Source organism: Aliiglaciecola sp. CAU 1673, from assembly GCF_029223185.1.
Classification (GTDB): domain Bacteria; phylum Pseudomonadota; class Gammaproteobacteria; order Enterobacterales; family Alteromonadaceae; genus Bowmanella.
Genome location: NZ_JARHUG010000003.1, coordinates 274,353 through 287,986, shown reverse-complemented (window position 1 = coordinate 287,986; position 13,634 = coordinate 274,353). Strand labels below are relative to the sequence as shown.

Genomic DNA, 13,634 nt, shown 5'->3' with positions numbered 1-13,634 from the left:
CGCAGGGCTTCTGCTTTAAACTCTTCGCCGTGGCGTTTACGGGATCTGGATTCTTTTGTCATGCTTCACCTCGATTGCGATTCTATCGCTTAACGAGGTGTCCAGTCTTGTTGGTATGGATCACTTGTAATACGTCAACGATCAGGTCGCAAAACCCTCAATCAAATTTATCTGCTTCAGGGCCAATTTATCCCGGTCAAATTGCTGTGAAAGTATATTGCAGCGTTCGGCTATCTGAGTCATTTCATCTGTCGAAACAGTACTGAGTTCGATTAATGCGTTGGCTAAGGCTGTTGGATCGTCAGGGGCTACTGTTGCGCCAATACTTGATCCTGTAATCATCTCCGAAATCCAACCTGGATAGTTACAAACAACAGGCATGCTTGCAGCAACATAATCAAAAAACTTATTAGGTGATGTGCCATAGTAGAAAGCCGGAACATTTTTCAGTAGCATCAGACCTGCATCCATAAAACCAAGACAGGTTACAAGTTCGGTTTTTGGCATGGGGGGGTGGAAAATCAATATATCACTGACCTCCATCTCAATCGCTTTCTTCTGCAAGCTGGCTTTCAACATACCATCGCCTATTAAATGTATGGCAATGGTGTCTAAACCTTGGTCCTTTATCTCTTTTGCTACATCAAGCAGTACTTCCAAACCGTTTGCTATGCCGTGAGTACCGGCAAACACAAAATTAAATTTACGATCACACCAATTATCAAGAGGGCATTTTTGCCCAATAACGCCTTCCATCCTTTGGCTCCTGATTAGTCTCGCTGATTGAAATGCATCAATATCACACCCGTTTGGGATCATCGCACTGACCTTTCCTGGCTGCTTCCTGCGGATACCTTCGACCATTCCAGGTGAGAGTCCAACATTTTGAGAGGAGTAGCGATACGCTAAGCTCTCCAAGATATCCAATACTTTCAGTATCAGAGGATTAGAGATGACTCCCATGGCTTTGGGTAGCTCAGGCCAAAGATCTCTCACTTCAAAAACATAGGGGGTTTTACGCCACATTTTTAGGGCCAGAGCAGGTACCGCTATGGTTAGGGGCGTGGAGGTAGCATACACAAGATCATATCTGTCTTTCAGCGCGACAAGGATGGTGCGAAGAGCAAAGCTGATAAATGTTTTTGCCCGTTTAAAGAAGCTATCGTGGTTAGAATAAGGAATGGCGAGCTCAATCACCTTGATACCATTAACTATCCCTGACCTTATACCACCTTTAAAAGGCCCGTCCAGACCTGTATTGCCGGCACCAAAACTCCCGCAGAGCACTGTGACCTGATGCCCTCGTTCTACCAAACGGCTGGCCACCTCATAGGATCTGGTGCCTGAAGCACCATTTGGTGTTGTGAAATGCTGATGTAGGTAAAGAACCTTCAACTTCTAACTCGCGATGAAAATTGGGCGCATATTATAAGGAAAGCTCCATGCGATGTCATTTACAGTATGTAATTGGCTGGTATACGTAGGTATTAAATGACAAAAAAAGGCCCGCATATGCGGGCCTTTCTACGTTTAACAATAGTCCCGAAGGATTATTGCCATACGCGGTTGTCTTTGGTGCGGCTTACGCAATCCAGTTCGCCAGCATCACCAGCCAGGTCGCCACATACGCGAACTTCAGACTGGTTGATGTTGTACAACACTTTACCAGCAGCACGGCCGTCTGGGCTCTTGTTCTGTACGTCCAGGTGAACAGTGTTCTGAGGAGCGATTACAGTAAAGGTCAGACCGAAGTGGTAGTTAGTGTTGGCATCCAGACCCAGAGCAGAAGCGATGGTCGCGCCAGTTACAGTCATCTGACCGTCTGCAGGAATAGAAGTAGGCAGAGACACGTTAGTGAACTGGTTATTAACTTCTGCTACAGACAGACCAGTAGTGGCATTGTAAACCACGGCATCAACGATCACTTCGGCAGCCTCAGAAGACTCGTTAGTGAACTTGATGATAGAAGACCAACCAGTAGTGCTGGGGATAGTGTACACATAAGGTACCTTGGCCTGCATACCGTTGATTACCCAGTCGTGAGAGGTGGCTGAAGTCAGAGAGAACTGAGCAACATCAACTGGCTCGCCGTCGGTCTGGTCAGGATTTACGGTCATCGCAAAAGTCCAAGCACCAGTTTCCAGCGGGCTGTTAGTGGCATCTACCACACCGTTTTGACCAGTACCGTCAGCGGCACCGTCGTTCACGTTGATGTCGTTGTTAACGGCAGCAGCGAACAGGTTAGTAGTCGCGTTAGCACTCAGTTCATAAACACCAGTAGTGGCGTTCTTGGTGAAGGCAGCAGCACCCAACTGAACAGAGCTTACACCAGTGCTGTTATCGCGAGAAACAGACATGGTGTAGGTATCAGTAGCCTGAGCCAGGTTAAAGGTGTATTCAGCGGTGTTAGCCAACTGAATGGTCGCGCGAGACGTTTGAACGTCTGGCGTAGTCTCCACGAAACCGGTACGAGTTGGGCTTGCTTCTACGTCGATAGTAGAAGTCACAGTATTAACTGTCAGAGTCAGACCGTTAACCATGGTCGCCACGTCGGCTGGAGCTACAGTCTTAGGTGCTTCCAGAGGGTTAGAGGCGCTGTCACGGGCATCAGAGATAGCAACAGTTACTTTGTCTCCAGCAGCACGATCCTGTTCTACAACGATATTAGCCACGTCGCCTGCAGCAAAGGTATTGGCGTTGAACAGGTACAAAACTGTACCGGCCGGCAATGGAGCATCACTAGCAATTGGAGCACTAGCAGTACCATCACTCAGCAGAGCAGTTTCTGTGCCAGCGAAACCGGTGGTATCGATTTCGATCAGCAGGTCGCTGTAGTAATTGCCATTAGGTGAGTTAGTGAAGTCATTGGTAGTACCAGCATATCTGAACGCACCAGCACCGGCAGCAGCAGCCTCATCCCAAATCGCTACGAAATAAGTCGGATCCTGCTCCAAACCACCATTGGTGAAGGTGTAGCGGATGGTTGACTTGTCTTGCAGTGCCACAGCAGACGCATAGGTGATTACGCGCTGAGTGAAAGCAGCCAGACCTTGATTTGGCAACGCGGCGTTACCCAGGTCTACACCCAGGTCAGCACCGGTAGTGAAGCGACGCTCAACAGTCACATCACCTTTGCCGTCAGCGGCATAGCCAGCAAGGTTACCGTTAGTAGCGCCAGTTACCGCGGCACCAGCGTCAGCGGCCCAGTTCAGTACATAAATATTAGAGCTAGCAGCAAGTGCACTACCTGCAGTCATTGTCCCTGCAACAGCGAGTGCCAAGAGTGATTTTTGTAATTTCATGTTTGTCCTCTTACAAAATCGTGTTTTTCATGAAAAACGTCGGGTTCTGCTCGTTTTCTAATCCAGACGACCAGACCCCGAGTCCGTTCCAATTGAACACAAGTTTCCAACCAGTGTCAACTTCCATCGGCAAAGACGGTACAGATTTTTTATAGCTAATTCAAGAATTTGAATTCCCAGGGCAAAAAAGCCGAAAAAATCACCTCAAAGGTATATTTTCACTTGCGCCAACACCCCAATTGGCAGCAAAAACATACTCTAATTTAGTCAAAAAGTGGCCATTGGCAAATTTTCGCAGGGAATATGTGAGGGATTCCATGCTCCACAAATATTTATTGCGTAAAAATGTCCCGAAAAAACACGGAAAACATACAAAACACAGCCCTTATTTTATACGCAACTCTTGCATACCCTCACTAAAGGCATCGAGCACGGCATCAATCTCTTCCTCGGTACTGAGAATTCTTGGCGTAATCAGCACCACCAATTCAACTTTGGAGCTGCCTTTACTTTTACTTTCAAAGAGATTGCCAAACAGGGGCAGATCCCTTAGCAACGGCACACCGCTATTGGTGTCATTGCTGCTTTCGCTAATCAGGCCCCCTAACACCACGGTTTGACCATTTTTGGCCAGTACATGGGTGGTGATAGAGCGATTGGAAATAATGGGGGAACTGACATCGGATAATTCGTTGGGTGTTGCATCGCTAACCGACTGGTTAACCAACAATGAGACTACCCCTTTGGAGTTAATGTAAGGCGTCACCGATAAATTGACACCAGTGGAGCGATATTGCACAGTTTGCAGCAAAGTATTGCCACTGCCTTCTAAGTTGGACGATTGCTGAGAAATCACCGGTACTTGAGAGCCTACATTGATGCTGGCCACTTCCCCGTCTCTTACCACAACCCTGGGATTAGACAGTACATTAACCCTGCTGTCAGAAGACAGCAGAGACAAGGTCACGCCATAATCCACGCCGGTCAGGGCGAAAGCCAAACCGTTTTTCATATTGTAAGAGCGCTCTACCCTGGCATTACCCAATTCATTATTAAAAAACCATTCAAGCCCCTGAGTGTAGGAATCGCCCAAGGTTACTTCGGCGACTGTCGCCTCTATCACCACCTGCTTAGGTAATACATCCAACTGCTTTATCATCGGCAACAATTCGTGATAGCGCGATGGGGTAGCGTAGAACACAAGGGCGTTTTGGTAGTAGTCCACAACCATAGAGAGATCACGGGTTTTAATAGATGTGCCAGTGGAGCCGGTATTACCTTTCTGATTTTGGCGGCCGGAACTGCTATCTGTACCACCGGCATTGCCGGCGTTAAAGCCATCCTGCTGGTTTTGCCCACCTGACCTGGGGGACATACTGGTAGTGCTGCCTTGCATTTCGTTATCCAATTCCAGAGAAAGCAGCTGCGCCAGGCTGGCACCTAGTTCTTCTGAACGGGCGTTTTCGGGGAAATAAACGAAGTAGCGCTTATCACTGCCTGAGGTTGGCACATCAATTTGCTTGGCCCAGTATTTTATCCTTTGGATTAAGTCATCGCTGGCGGCATGAATAATCACGGAATTACGCCTGGCTATTGGTGATAGGGCTAAACGCCCCTGCTTATCCTCTGCCGTCGGCAATCCTTCAGCACTGAGTAGTGACTGAACCTGAGTAATAAACTCCTCAGGATTAACATAGGTGAGTTTCAACAAACCTATGTGTCGGCTTTTTGCAGAGGGCACATCAAAGGCATTTACCACTTTTAAAAAGCGACTGATTTCGTCTCTGGAGCCCACCGCCAGCACCGCGTTTTGCTCGGGTACCCATTTTGAACGAACATTAAGCAAAGTGCTGACCACTTCTTGAATACTTTGCCACTGGGCGTAATAGATTGGCACCAGCTGGGCAATCTGCTCTGAGGCTTCCAAGGGCATGTCGGAAGCTTCCCGGCCTATTCCTAGAGCAAAAGCACCTTTAGCAGAGCGGTTTTGCTGATAGTAAAAAAAGAAGATACCGTCTTTCACCTCGGCAGCGATATTGTTTTGTGAAAGCAGCTCGTTGGCGATCTTATAAAGTTGCTGCTGGCTGGTTTTATCCTGCAAGTTTAAAGACAAATTGACAGATTGGTTACTTTCCACCGACGCATCCATCACGTAATTCAGTCCAAGATACTGACCAAATACCAAATGAATAAAATCACTTGCCCGCATTTTATTGATGGCTACTGTGAGTGTGGGTGCCTCACCTAAGCCCAGCTGTTTTTGTTGTTTCTCTGAGGAAAGCACCGCAGACGAGGCACTTTGGGGTACCACCTGCAAAGATTCATATGAACTGCCCACTTGGCCTTGGCTGTTGTCGTCAGCCTCTCTCTCAGATGAAGCGGCGGGAAAGGCGTTAAGTTTGGACTGGGGAACCTGCAACTTGGCATTATTTGCCGTACAAGCCGTCAATAATGCCACCGATAATGCGGTGATGAGGTTAGCTTTCACTTTCATTTTTTAGTTGCTCTTTATCAATATCAAATAAGGCCAGCGTATATTCATCACCCGACACTTCCACCACCACCCTGCGGCCTTCTATGCGGATCAAGGTTGCACCAAGGATTTTTTCACCAGCACGTACATGCACTATATCGCCAAGTTTGGCCGCCTGGCCCAGCGTGCTTGCCGAAAACGTCGCATAGTGGTCCTGGCCAGCGGATGACACCGCCAGTAAGGTGACTTCATTCTGTTCAAAACGGATTGCCGCTTTCCCAATCATCTCGGGTACCGCCGCTTCTACCGTTTTTGCAGTATCCTCCGGCTCTCTGTCAGCAAAGATATCCTGACGTTTAAATTGGTAGTCTGCCTGTGACTTTGAATCAGTGCCTGAGTGCACAGGTTCGGGGAGCGCGAGTTCTTTAGTAGTTCCCAATAGTGGGCCTATCAACGCAGCACCGTCGATTAACAGCAGTAGCAATAAGATCATGATGACAGATGAGGCTTTCATCGTTATGAGGGCCTCTTCAGGTGATAATAACTAATGGTCAAATCGAAATTAAAATCCTGATACAAGCTGTTGGTGTCCCTGGCCAGAACCAACTGTGACAGATGCAGTTTTGGCTTAAATTCAGACAGTCGCTTCGCTAATTCTTGTAAATCTGCGCCCCGGCCGGTAAAGCGAATCTGCAGTTGACTTTCTGTAATTTGCTCATCGATATTTGAGGTTTTCCACTGACGGCGACCTTTCTCAATCCCTAACTCTTCGGCCATGGTTTCTATTTGCTTAAGGAACTGCAATTGCTCTTGCGCAAGCCCTGGCACTCCTGAGAAATAAGCTCCTAACTTTGACTGTTTATTGCGAAGGGCATCAATATTGGTTTGCAACTGTTCTGTTGCTTGTCGAATTGAGTCTTCATCCCTGGTTTGTGTCAGCACGAAAGACAAGCTATCCAACCACTCAGCTCGCAAGTTATAAATGGGTAGCCAAACAAATTGAATCAGCAGCAGCATACCAAGTAACACAGCATAAACTTGGTGTTTGGGTTGCTTAAGCCATTTTTTCATCGAAGTATTCATGCACTACCTGGATAGATAACAGGAAATTGTAAATACCTGTTTTTTAGTAAATCTGTCTTCATTCAAGGGGGACGAATAGTGAGCCTGTTGACAACGTCCGTCACTTAGCAACTCATTGAGTAGTTTTGCAGCATCGTCTGCCTGACCGCGCATTACTACCTGATCTTCACTGATACGTATCTGCTGGATAACATATTCTGCGCTACCAGCACCCAATATCCTAAATATTTCATCGGGGGATCTTATGCCGGCAATCAAAGCCTCTAGTTTTTCGGTCTCAGCCAGAAGGCCGTCATGGACTTTTTTCTCAGCAAAATAGCTTTGCATTAATTCCTGACTATCGGCCAGGCGACTTTGATTCATGGTTAAAGCCGCAAAAGACAGAGCCAAAGTTGCCAACAAATAAGCGGTAATGGTCAAGGACACACCAAGCAGCAACTTAGGCTTTAAACTGAATTTTCGTTCTTTCTGGGCTTTAGAAAAGCGCAAAAACGGTAACGCTTTAAGCCAATGCCAAGGTTTACCTAAGGCCCATAGTAAACCAGCTTCGTTAGAGGCGAAGTTATAGGTTTGTGGCCCTGCATCTTCGCCTGAGTTCGAAAGGCTTTGGCATACAAATAAACCGCTCTCCTCTTTTTCAACGCGAAAGCCCCCTTCCTGGTTTGCCGCGTCCTCACCCGGCTCCAGCGCCAACCAAAGCATCAAGTCTTCCGGGATCAGGAACCGAGTTCTATCAAAACAGGCCGATGGTATGGATTCCACTAATTCAGCCTTATAAAACCAGAAATAAACAAGAGTCCGACCTTTTCCAAGGGACTTAGGCAGATAACAAAAGCGGAAATTTGGAAACGGACAATACTGAGCAGCATTCAGTCTGACGGCTTTATCCAGATGCAGAGGATTACTAATCGGAAACTCAGCCTTAGCGCGGTAAAACAATTGCCTTGATAAGATCAACACTCTGGGGCTTAGCTGTTGTTTCTCCCCAGTAGCCTGTGAGACAAGAGGCAGAAGACCTGACTTAGCATCCCGAATAAAGCCTGCCTGCCCCGCTAGCCACCGCAGCATGTTGTTTTTACTTATCATCTTGCGCCGCTTCATTCCAGTACCAATACCCATGGGAATTTACCAAGTCGCCCCTATCCCCTTTGCGAAACACCACTTTTCTATAAGCCGCAACATCAGGTAGGTCGACGTAAACCGCGAATTCTATCGTATTGCTTGGCGAAAATGAAAGGTGATCAGCCAAGCCAGTTGTTTCAAACATTCTGGCCAGGTCACTTTCAGAGAGGGCACCACGCTCTTTAATAATTTGCTCTGCCCGACTTTGCCCAACAGTTATTTCCACTATGGCCTCAGGGGCAACAATGTAGTTAAAGTTGCCTACTTCAAATGGCGTTAAATAGGGAAGAAGCTGCTGCCATAGCGACTCATTCATTGCAGGCAATCTCAACAATTCTTCGAACGACTGCATGTCGGCATTCCTGGGAAGCGGCTTACCTAGTAGTTGATAATCTCTTTGCTCCATGCCATTGAGATGAACCAGATCATCCCCATCGGTCCAATCTTTAGCTTGGGCCTCCAGAGTGTCTGCCAGCTTTTCAGAGCCTGACAATCGCGCCACAAGTTGTTTGAACAAGGTGAAATTTAAGGGCGTAACCGGCAGTAAAGAGGAGGCATCACGAATACGCACATTTATATTTTCATTCAGCGCAAATACCTGGCCGTGATAGTTCCAGCCGCCCGGCAACTCCACAGGCTCGGTGGAGTACTGTTTTTTCAAATGCAAATATTGAATTTGCGCAAGCGCATCTTCAGCCAGGTATTCCGCCTCCACTTTTTCCAGCATCGCAGTGGCATCGGAAAGCGCCAGTCTGCTTTGCCAACTAAACAATGCCACCACCAGCGCCATTACAATGGCGGTGACAAGAGCTGAAATAAGGGCAACACCTGACTGCTTGTTCATGAGATCACAAGCTCTCCAGACCATAAAATTGCGACTGTGTGCGGATCGCCTTGGCCGTATTGTTAACCTTAGGAACAAAAATCAGTTCAGAACCCGGTGCATTACCATTCCATGTTAGGGTAATGGCCCGCGGAAGTCCGGATTCAAAAATATATTCAAATTTATTTACTTTTTTACCGGCCAACTCCATTCGCTTTGGGTCCAGGTTAAAGGGGAGACGATACTCAAAAGCAAAGTTGGGGGCTTGTGCCTCGCTCAGTTCGAATTCCTTTCGCTCTACCATCTCGGAAGCTGAGTAAATAATCTCAAGCGCTTCCGGTAAGTTGGCAAAGTGATAGTTACTCAAACTCATTTCCCTTAAAGTTATACCGATATGTCTCGCGCTATTGTCCAGAGTCCAATCAACCAACACCGAGCCCGGCAATCCCAATACCGAATAGTGGCTGATATAGGTGATGCGTGAGCTATCACCGTAAAACAACAGGACAGGTTTATTGTCTGCGGACACCAGGTAGTAGTCGCTCATTGACTTTATGGACTTATCTAATTGCGTAATCAGTCTGAAATCGGCAACCAAATCATTATTAACAACTTCTGATTTGCTGATGGATTTGATAAACCCTGCAATGGCCAGGTAGCTGGTAGCCAAAATAAAGCTCAGGATCGCAGCAACAATCAGCAGCTCTATCAAAGTGAAGCCTTTAGATGCCCTCACTGCGCCTCCTGGAACGATGATTCCGCGTTCTCCCCTATCAGCCTTCTAAATTTGAAAGTGTGTAAAGGTCTGCCGGATATATTTCTGATCTCGACGGTGACACCAACTAGGTAAAAAATTCCTGCCCCCTGAGCTACTTGCCCCATTTCAAAATCCCAGAAGCCCTCCTGGAAGCGATCAAGCACTTCCCCATGCCAGTGTGCCGTGAAACCAGACAAGCGATATTCACCTGATAAATTCTGACTGCTGAGATGAAGGTCAACATGATTCTTGGCCAACAACGCAATATTGGCGGCCTGGCTTTTCTGCTCAAGCCGTTGCGTGGTATCTATATATTGGCGAAGGGCAAGTTGTCCTAAGGCAATAGCAGAGACCAGAATAGCCAAAGAAATAAGCACTTCAATGAGGGTAAATCCCTTATGCCTAACAAAGGACATAATTCAACTCACAGTCAAAGACGATAAACTGCTTGGCACCGTCAATGAAATAGGCCACGGATTGCTCTTGCAATAAACCCGTAGTGGAAAAATGGAGCTCGGCATCTTCAAAGGTTAGCTGTTTGAAATCTATTGACTGTTCCAGAGCAGCCCCAGACCAGACTTCCATCACAGTTCCCTGAAAGTGGAGGGAATAGGCCTGCTGTTTGTTCATGGCCCTGAAACTGGTGTTCTGCACCTGCTGGCGAACTTTGTTTTTTTCAGCAAATCGTTCAAAACTATTGAGAACAGAGACGCCTTTGGGGCCCACCAACATAGTCAGCGCAGAGATGATCGCCATCACGATCAAAAGCTCAATCAGGGTCAATCCGCGAGCTTTGTGCATTAAAGGCTGATATCCTGGGTGGCCATTATGCTCATAATCATTACGATAACGATTCCACCCACAATCAAGCCCATAAAAAGTATTAACATGGGCTCCAGCAAGGTGGTCAAGGTTGATACCCTTTGCTTAAAAAGTTGCTGACTTCTGTTTGCCACGTTCTCAAAAGCCGAGGCCATATCGCCGGTCTCTTCACCGGTTTCGATAAAACCCAACTGAATATTGTCATATAGCCTGACCGGCTCTAGCGAGTCGCTGATACGGGCGCCTTGTTTGATCTTCTCTATGGCCGAAATAAGAGATTCGCGTAAAAGCGGGTAGGCAACGGCATTCGCAGCAAGTTGCATGGCTTCATCCAGTGAAACACCGGATTTCAGGGTCAGATGCAGAGCTGATGAGAAACGTATTCTGTCCACCACCCTGAGCATGCTGCTGACAAAAGGCAAATTAAAAACCAGATTCTTGAATTGATCGCTGTTTCTTAACAGTCCCGGGAGCACGGCCACCAACAGCAGTGGCGTAAGAATAATTCCGGCAATGACCACCACCCCATATGCTTCCATAAAGTTAGCCACATTCAGCAGCATGTGGGTGTACCAGGGCAATTCCTTAGCCTCCTCAAACAAGGGCGCAAGCTGCGGTAAAACAAACTGGAAGATAAAGGTAATTGCCAGGATACAGACAAATAACACTACAGCGGGATATGTGAGCGCCCGCTGCAATTCTTCCTTAAGGGCAATTCTGAACTTCAAGTCTTCGGTAATGCGGGACACGGCACCGGCCAAATCGCCCGTTGCCTCCCCTACCTGCAATAAACTGATATAAAGTCTGTTGAACAAGTGCGGAAACTGTTTCGCCTTGTCGGTAAAGCTTTGTCCCTGGCGAATGCTCTGGCGAAACTGCGCAATAAAATATTTTAATGCCTTACTGGGTGCACCCCGCTCCAGGATGCCAAAGGCCTTATCCAGTTTTACGCCGCTTTTTAACAGATCGGCCAAATTGGATATAAAGACTTCCAGTTCCTTTAAAGAGAAGTTTGCTGCACTGTGTCCTTGTTCCTGAGTGTTAATGGCGCTGATGGAAATCGCCGTCAACCCTTGTTCGGCCAACCTGCGTTTGACCACTGCTTCATCGGCGGCCAGTTCATCCTTTTCAAGCAATTCGCCCGCACTGTTATAGGCTTTAATTCTGAATAGCTGCATTAACCCGCCACCCGCTTCACTTCTTCGATGGTGGTTTGGCCTTTAATCGCCTTAAGCAGCCCATCCTGAAGTAAATTGCGACGATGCTGGCTTTGCATCATCCGCCTGGCTTTGACCACAAACTCGGCATCCTTTTCCAAATCGGCGATAGACTCGTCACAACGCAAGTATTCCACCAGTGCCACACGACCTTTATAGCCGGTATTTCCGCAGGCCTTGCAGCCAACGGCACTGCGCAAGGTGATTTGTCCCTTGTTGTAAATGCCGGCAAGCTGTTTTAGGGGTAAATGCTCGTGCTGATGACCATAATCCATTGGCACTGCGCAATGTTCACAGAGTTTTCTCGCCAGCCTTTGCGCGACAATGGATATCAGCGCCGCATTTAACAAGTATTCGTCAATCTCCAGATCAAGCAAACGAGTAAAGGCGCTGGGCGCATCATTGGTATGCACGGTACTGAACACCAAGTGTCCGGTCAAAGAGGACTGAATCGCTATTCTTGCCGTCTCAGTATCACGGATTTCACCTAGCATGATAATATCCGGATCCTGACGCACAATACTGCGCAGCCCGCGAGAAAAGTCGAGGCCGATCTCCGGCCTTACCTGTATCTGGTTGATACCGTCCAGCTGGTACTCAACCGGATCTTCAAGCGTGATAATTTTCCTGTCTTCGCTATTCAGACGATTCAGGAAAGAGTAAAGAGTTGTGGTTTTACCGCTTCCGGTCGGGCCGGTCAGCAGGATAACGCCCGCCGTTCGTCCCAGATCTTCTTCAAGCAGTGCCAAGGTGTCTGCTTCGATACCCAGTACATCGAGATCGTAACCGATAGAGCGCTTCATCAAAAAGCGCATTACCACGCTCTCACCTTCATTTAAGGGCAATGTGGATACCCGAATGTCGAATTCATAGGTGGCAAAGCTGTATTCTATCTTGCCGTCTTGGGGACGCCTTTTTTCGGCGATATCCAAGTTGGCCAGGATCTTGATTCTGGAGACGATGGGCAACTGCAACTTTTCGGGCAGAACTTCCAGCTCTTTCAGCACGCCATCCACACGCATACGGGCGCGGCATGCACCTTTGTAGGGCTCAATATGCAAATCCGAGGCTCCGGCCCTTACCGAGCGAATGATCAAGGAGTCCACCAAACTCACAATCGGCGTTTCACTTGCCAGTTCCTTGAGGCGCTGAATATCGCCGTCCAATCCCGCTTGTTCCATGCCGAAGGCGTCCGTTTCCAGGTAACGGGCTTGCGCAGTACGCAGCACGGTAGGGCTGCAGATAGACAGCTTGTAGGCAGTCTGTTCAAACTCGAGGTATTCCCTTACCGGATCGGCCAGCTCCCCGCTGCCCAGAAGGTGGATAAGGCCAGATTCCCATTGGATAGGCACGGTGCCGTGTTGAGTAAAAAATTCCACGTTTAATGGGCAGCTTCTGACCAGTTCAAGCAGGTGTTCACTTAAGACAACCTCATCGAGATTGTCAAAACTCACATAAGGCACCGCCATGGCAATGGCCTGCGCCTCAGCGAAATCCTCCTCGCTGACTAAGCCTAGGCTGGAAATAATAGACTGAAGGCTACCACCATAGCTCTTTTGAAAGCTGTGTATCTTGTCGGCATCGACTTCACTCAGCCGCCCCTTTTCGCTCAGAACATCGACTACATTTCTCATTGCTTAGAACACAATGTCATCACTGTTTTCACCTTCTTCCTGGGTGCCGTTTTTACCTTTTGACAACAGCTTGAAAGAATTGCTATCGGTATTCACTGAATACTCATAGGGTTGCCCCCAGGGATCAGCGGGGATTTCTTTGGGAAAGTAGGGACCATCCCATGTAGGCAGGTTGGAAGTACGTAACTCCTCCAGACGCGCCGGATACTGACCATTGTCCAGTCTGAAGGTATCTAATGCCGTAGCAATCAACTGCATTTGCGCTTGCGCCGTCTTTTCTTTAGATGAATCAACCTTCCCAAACATGGCTGGGCCAACCAAAGACGCCAACAGACCGAGGATGACCATTACTATCAGCAATTCTATTAACGTAAATCCCCGAACTGGTTTATTTTGCATTT

The 13,634-nt window shown here is 47.7% G+C and carries 13 protein-coding genes; all 13 read right to left on the bottom strand.

Translation table 11 applies throughout. The features are described 5' to 3' along the window. Window positions 1-141: 141 nt before the first annotated feature. The 13 genes from P2G88_RS04570 to gspG all read right to left on the bottom strand — a co-directional run bounded on the left by P2G88_RS04570 (window position 142) and on the right by gspG (window position 13,632). The gene (locus P2G88_RS04570; RefSeq protein ID WP_275794519.1) at window positions 142-1,395 is read right to left on the bottom strand and encodes a glycosyltransferase family 4 protein; all 1,254 of its coding nucleotides are present in this window, start codon (window positions 1,393-1,395) and stop codon (window positions 142-144) included. 155 nt (window positions 1,396-1,550) lie between these two features. Then, complete coding sequence (locus tag P2G88_RS04565) at window positions 1,551-3,257, bottom strand: hypothetical protein (protein WP_275794518.1); 1,707 nt, start codon at window positions 3,255-3,257, stop codon at window positions 1,551-1,553. Between the two features lie 430 nt (window positions 3,258-3,687). Next, window positions 3,688-5,796, bottom strand: a complete 2,109-nt coding sequence (locus tag P2G88_RS04560) for a secretin N-terminal domain-containing protein (protein ID WP_275794517.1) — start codon at window positions 5,794-5,796, stop codon at window positions 3,688-3,690. Next, the gene (locus P2G88_RS04555) at window positions 5,780-6,289 is read right to left on the bottom strand and encodes a hypothetical protein (protein ID WP_275794516.1); all 510 of its coding nucleotides are present in this window, start codon (window positions 6,287-6,289) and stop codon (window positions 5,780-5,782) included. Before P2G88_RS04555 ends, P2G88_RS04560 begins: the two co-directional genes overlap by 17 nt. 2 nt (window positions 6,290-6,291) lie before the next feature. Then, window positions 6,292-6,846, bottom strand: a complete 555-nt coding sequence (locus P2G88_RS04550) for a hypothetical protein (RefSeq protein WP_275794515.1) — start codon at window positions 6,844-6,846, stop codon at window positions 6,292-6,294. A 15-nt stretch (window positions 6,847-6,861) separates the two neighbouring features. Beyond that, window positions 6,862-7,560: a hypothetical protein gene (locus P2G88_RS04545; protein ID WP_275794514.1), complete on the bottom strand. Its 699-nt coding sequence runs from the start codon at window positions 7,558-7,560 to the stop codon at window positions 6,862-6,864. 373 nt (window positions 7,561-7,933) lie between these two features. Then, window positions 7,934-8,824, bottom strand: a complete 891-nt coding sequence (locus tag P2G88_RS04540) for a type II secretion system protein GspK (RefSeq protein WP_275794513.1) — start codon at window positions 8,822-8,824, stop codon at window positions 7,934-7,936. Window positions 8,825-8,828: 4 nt separating this feature from the next. Further along, window positions 8,829-9,539 (bottom strand): prepilin-type N-terminal cleavage/methylation domain-containing protein, encoded by a 711-nt coding sequence (locus P2G88_RS04535; RefSeq protein ID WP_275794512.1) that lies wholly within the window; start codon window positions 9,537-9,539, stop codon window positions 8,829-8,831. Then, window positions 9,536-9,976, bottom strand: a complete 441-nt coding sequence (locus P2G88_RS04530) for a type II secretion system protein (RefSeq protein WP_275794511.1) — start codon at window positions 9,974-9,976, stop codon at window positions 9,536-9,538. The genes P2G88_RS04535 and P2G88_RS04530 overlap by 4 nt, the downstream gene beginning before the upstream one ends. Continuing rightward, window positions 9,963-10,361: a type II secretion system protein gene (locus P2G88_RS04525; RefSeq protein ID WP_275794510.1), complete on the bottom strand. Its 399-nt coding sequence runs from the start codon at window positions 10,359-10,361 to the stop codon at window positions 9,963-9,965. The genes P2G88_RS04530 and P2G88_RS04525 overlap by 14 nt, the downstream gene beginning before the upstream one ends. Continuing rightward, window positions 10,361-11,560, bottom strand: coding sequence for a type II secretion system F family protein (locus P2G88_RS04520; RefSeq protein ID WP_275794509.1), 1,200 nt, complete (start codon window positions 11,558-11,560; stop codon window positions 10,361-10,363). The genes P2G88_RS04525 and P2G88_RS04520 overlap by 1 nt, the downstream gene beginning before the upstream one ends. Beyond that, window positions 11,560-13,233 carry an ATPase, T2SS/T4P/T4SS family gene (locus P2G88_RS04515; RefSeq protein ID WP_275794508.1) on the bottom strand — a complete coding sequence of 558 codons (1,674 nt, stop codon included), beginning with the start codon at window positions 13,231-13,233 and terminating at the stop codon, window positions 11,560-11,562. The genes P2G88_RS04520 and P2G88_RS04515 overlap by 1 nt, the downstream gene beginning before the upstream one ends. A 3-nt stretch (window positions 13,234-13,236) precedes the next feature. Next, entirely contained in the window at window positions 13,237-13,632 is a 396-nt protein-coding gene (gspG, locus tag P2G88_RS04510) for a type II secretion system major pseudopilin GspG (protein ID WP_275794507.1), read from the bottom strand. Window positions 13,633-13,634 lie beyond the last annotated feature (2 nt).

Excerpts from the sequence above, each read along its gene's own strand:
- P2G88_RS04565 (WP_275794518.1), bottom strand. The coding sequence starts at position 3,257 with ATGACTGCAGGTAGTGCACTTGCTGCTAGCTCTAATATTTATGTACTG.
- P2G88_RS04560 (WP_275794517.1), bottom strand. The coding sequence starts at position 5,796 with ATGAAAGTGAAAGCTAACCTCATCACCGCATTATCGGTGGCATTATTG.
- P2G88_RS04555 (WP_275794516.1), bottom strand. The coding sequence starts at position 6,289 with ATGAAAGCCTCATCTGTCATCATGATCTTATTGCTACTGCTGTTAATC.
- P2G88_RS04550 (WP_275794515.1), bottom strand. The coding sequence starts at position 6,846 with ATGAAAAAATGGCTTAAGCAACCCAAACACCAAGTTTATGCTGTGTTA.
- P2G88_RS04545 (WP_275794514.1), bottom strand. The coding sequence starts at position 7,560 with ATGCTTTGGTTGGCGCTGGAGCCGGGTGAGGACGCGGCAAACCAGGAA.
- P2G88_RS04540 (WP_275794513.1), bottom strand. The coding sequence starts at position 8,824 with ATGAACAAGCAGTCAGGTGTTGCCCTTATTTCAGCTCTTGTCACCGCC.
- P2G88_RS04530 (WP_275794511.1), bottom strand. The coding sequence starts at position 9,976 with ATGTCCTTTGTTAGGCATAAGGGATTTACCCTCATTGAAGTGCTTATT.
- P2G88_RS04525 (WP_275794510.1), bottom strand. The coding sequence starts at position 10,361 with ATGCACAAAGCTCGCGGATTGACCCTGATTGAGCTTTTGATCGTGATG.
- P2G88_RS04520 (WP_275794509.1), bottom strand. The coding sequence starts at position 11,560 with ATGCAGCTATTCAGAATTAAAGCCTATAACAGTGCGGGCGAATTGCTT.
- P2G88_RS04515 (WP_275794508.1), bottom strand. The coding sequence starts at position 13,233 with ATGAGAAATGTAGTCGATGTTCTGAGCGAAAAGGGGCGGCTGAGTGAA.
- gspG (WP_275794507.1), bottom strand. The coding sequence starts at position 13,632 with ATGCAAAATAAACCAGTTCGGGGATTTACGTTAATAGAATTGCTGATA.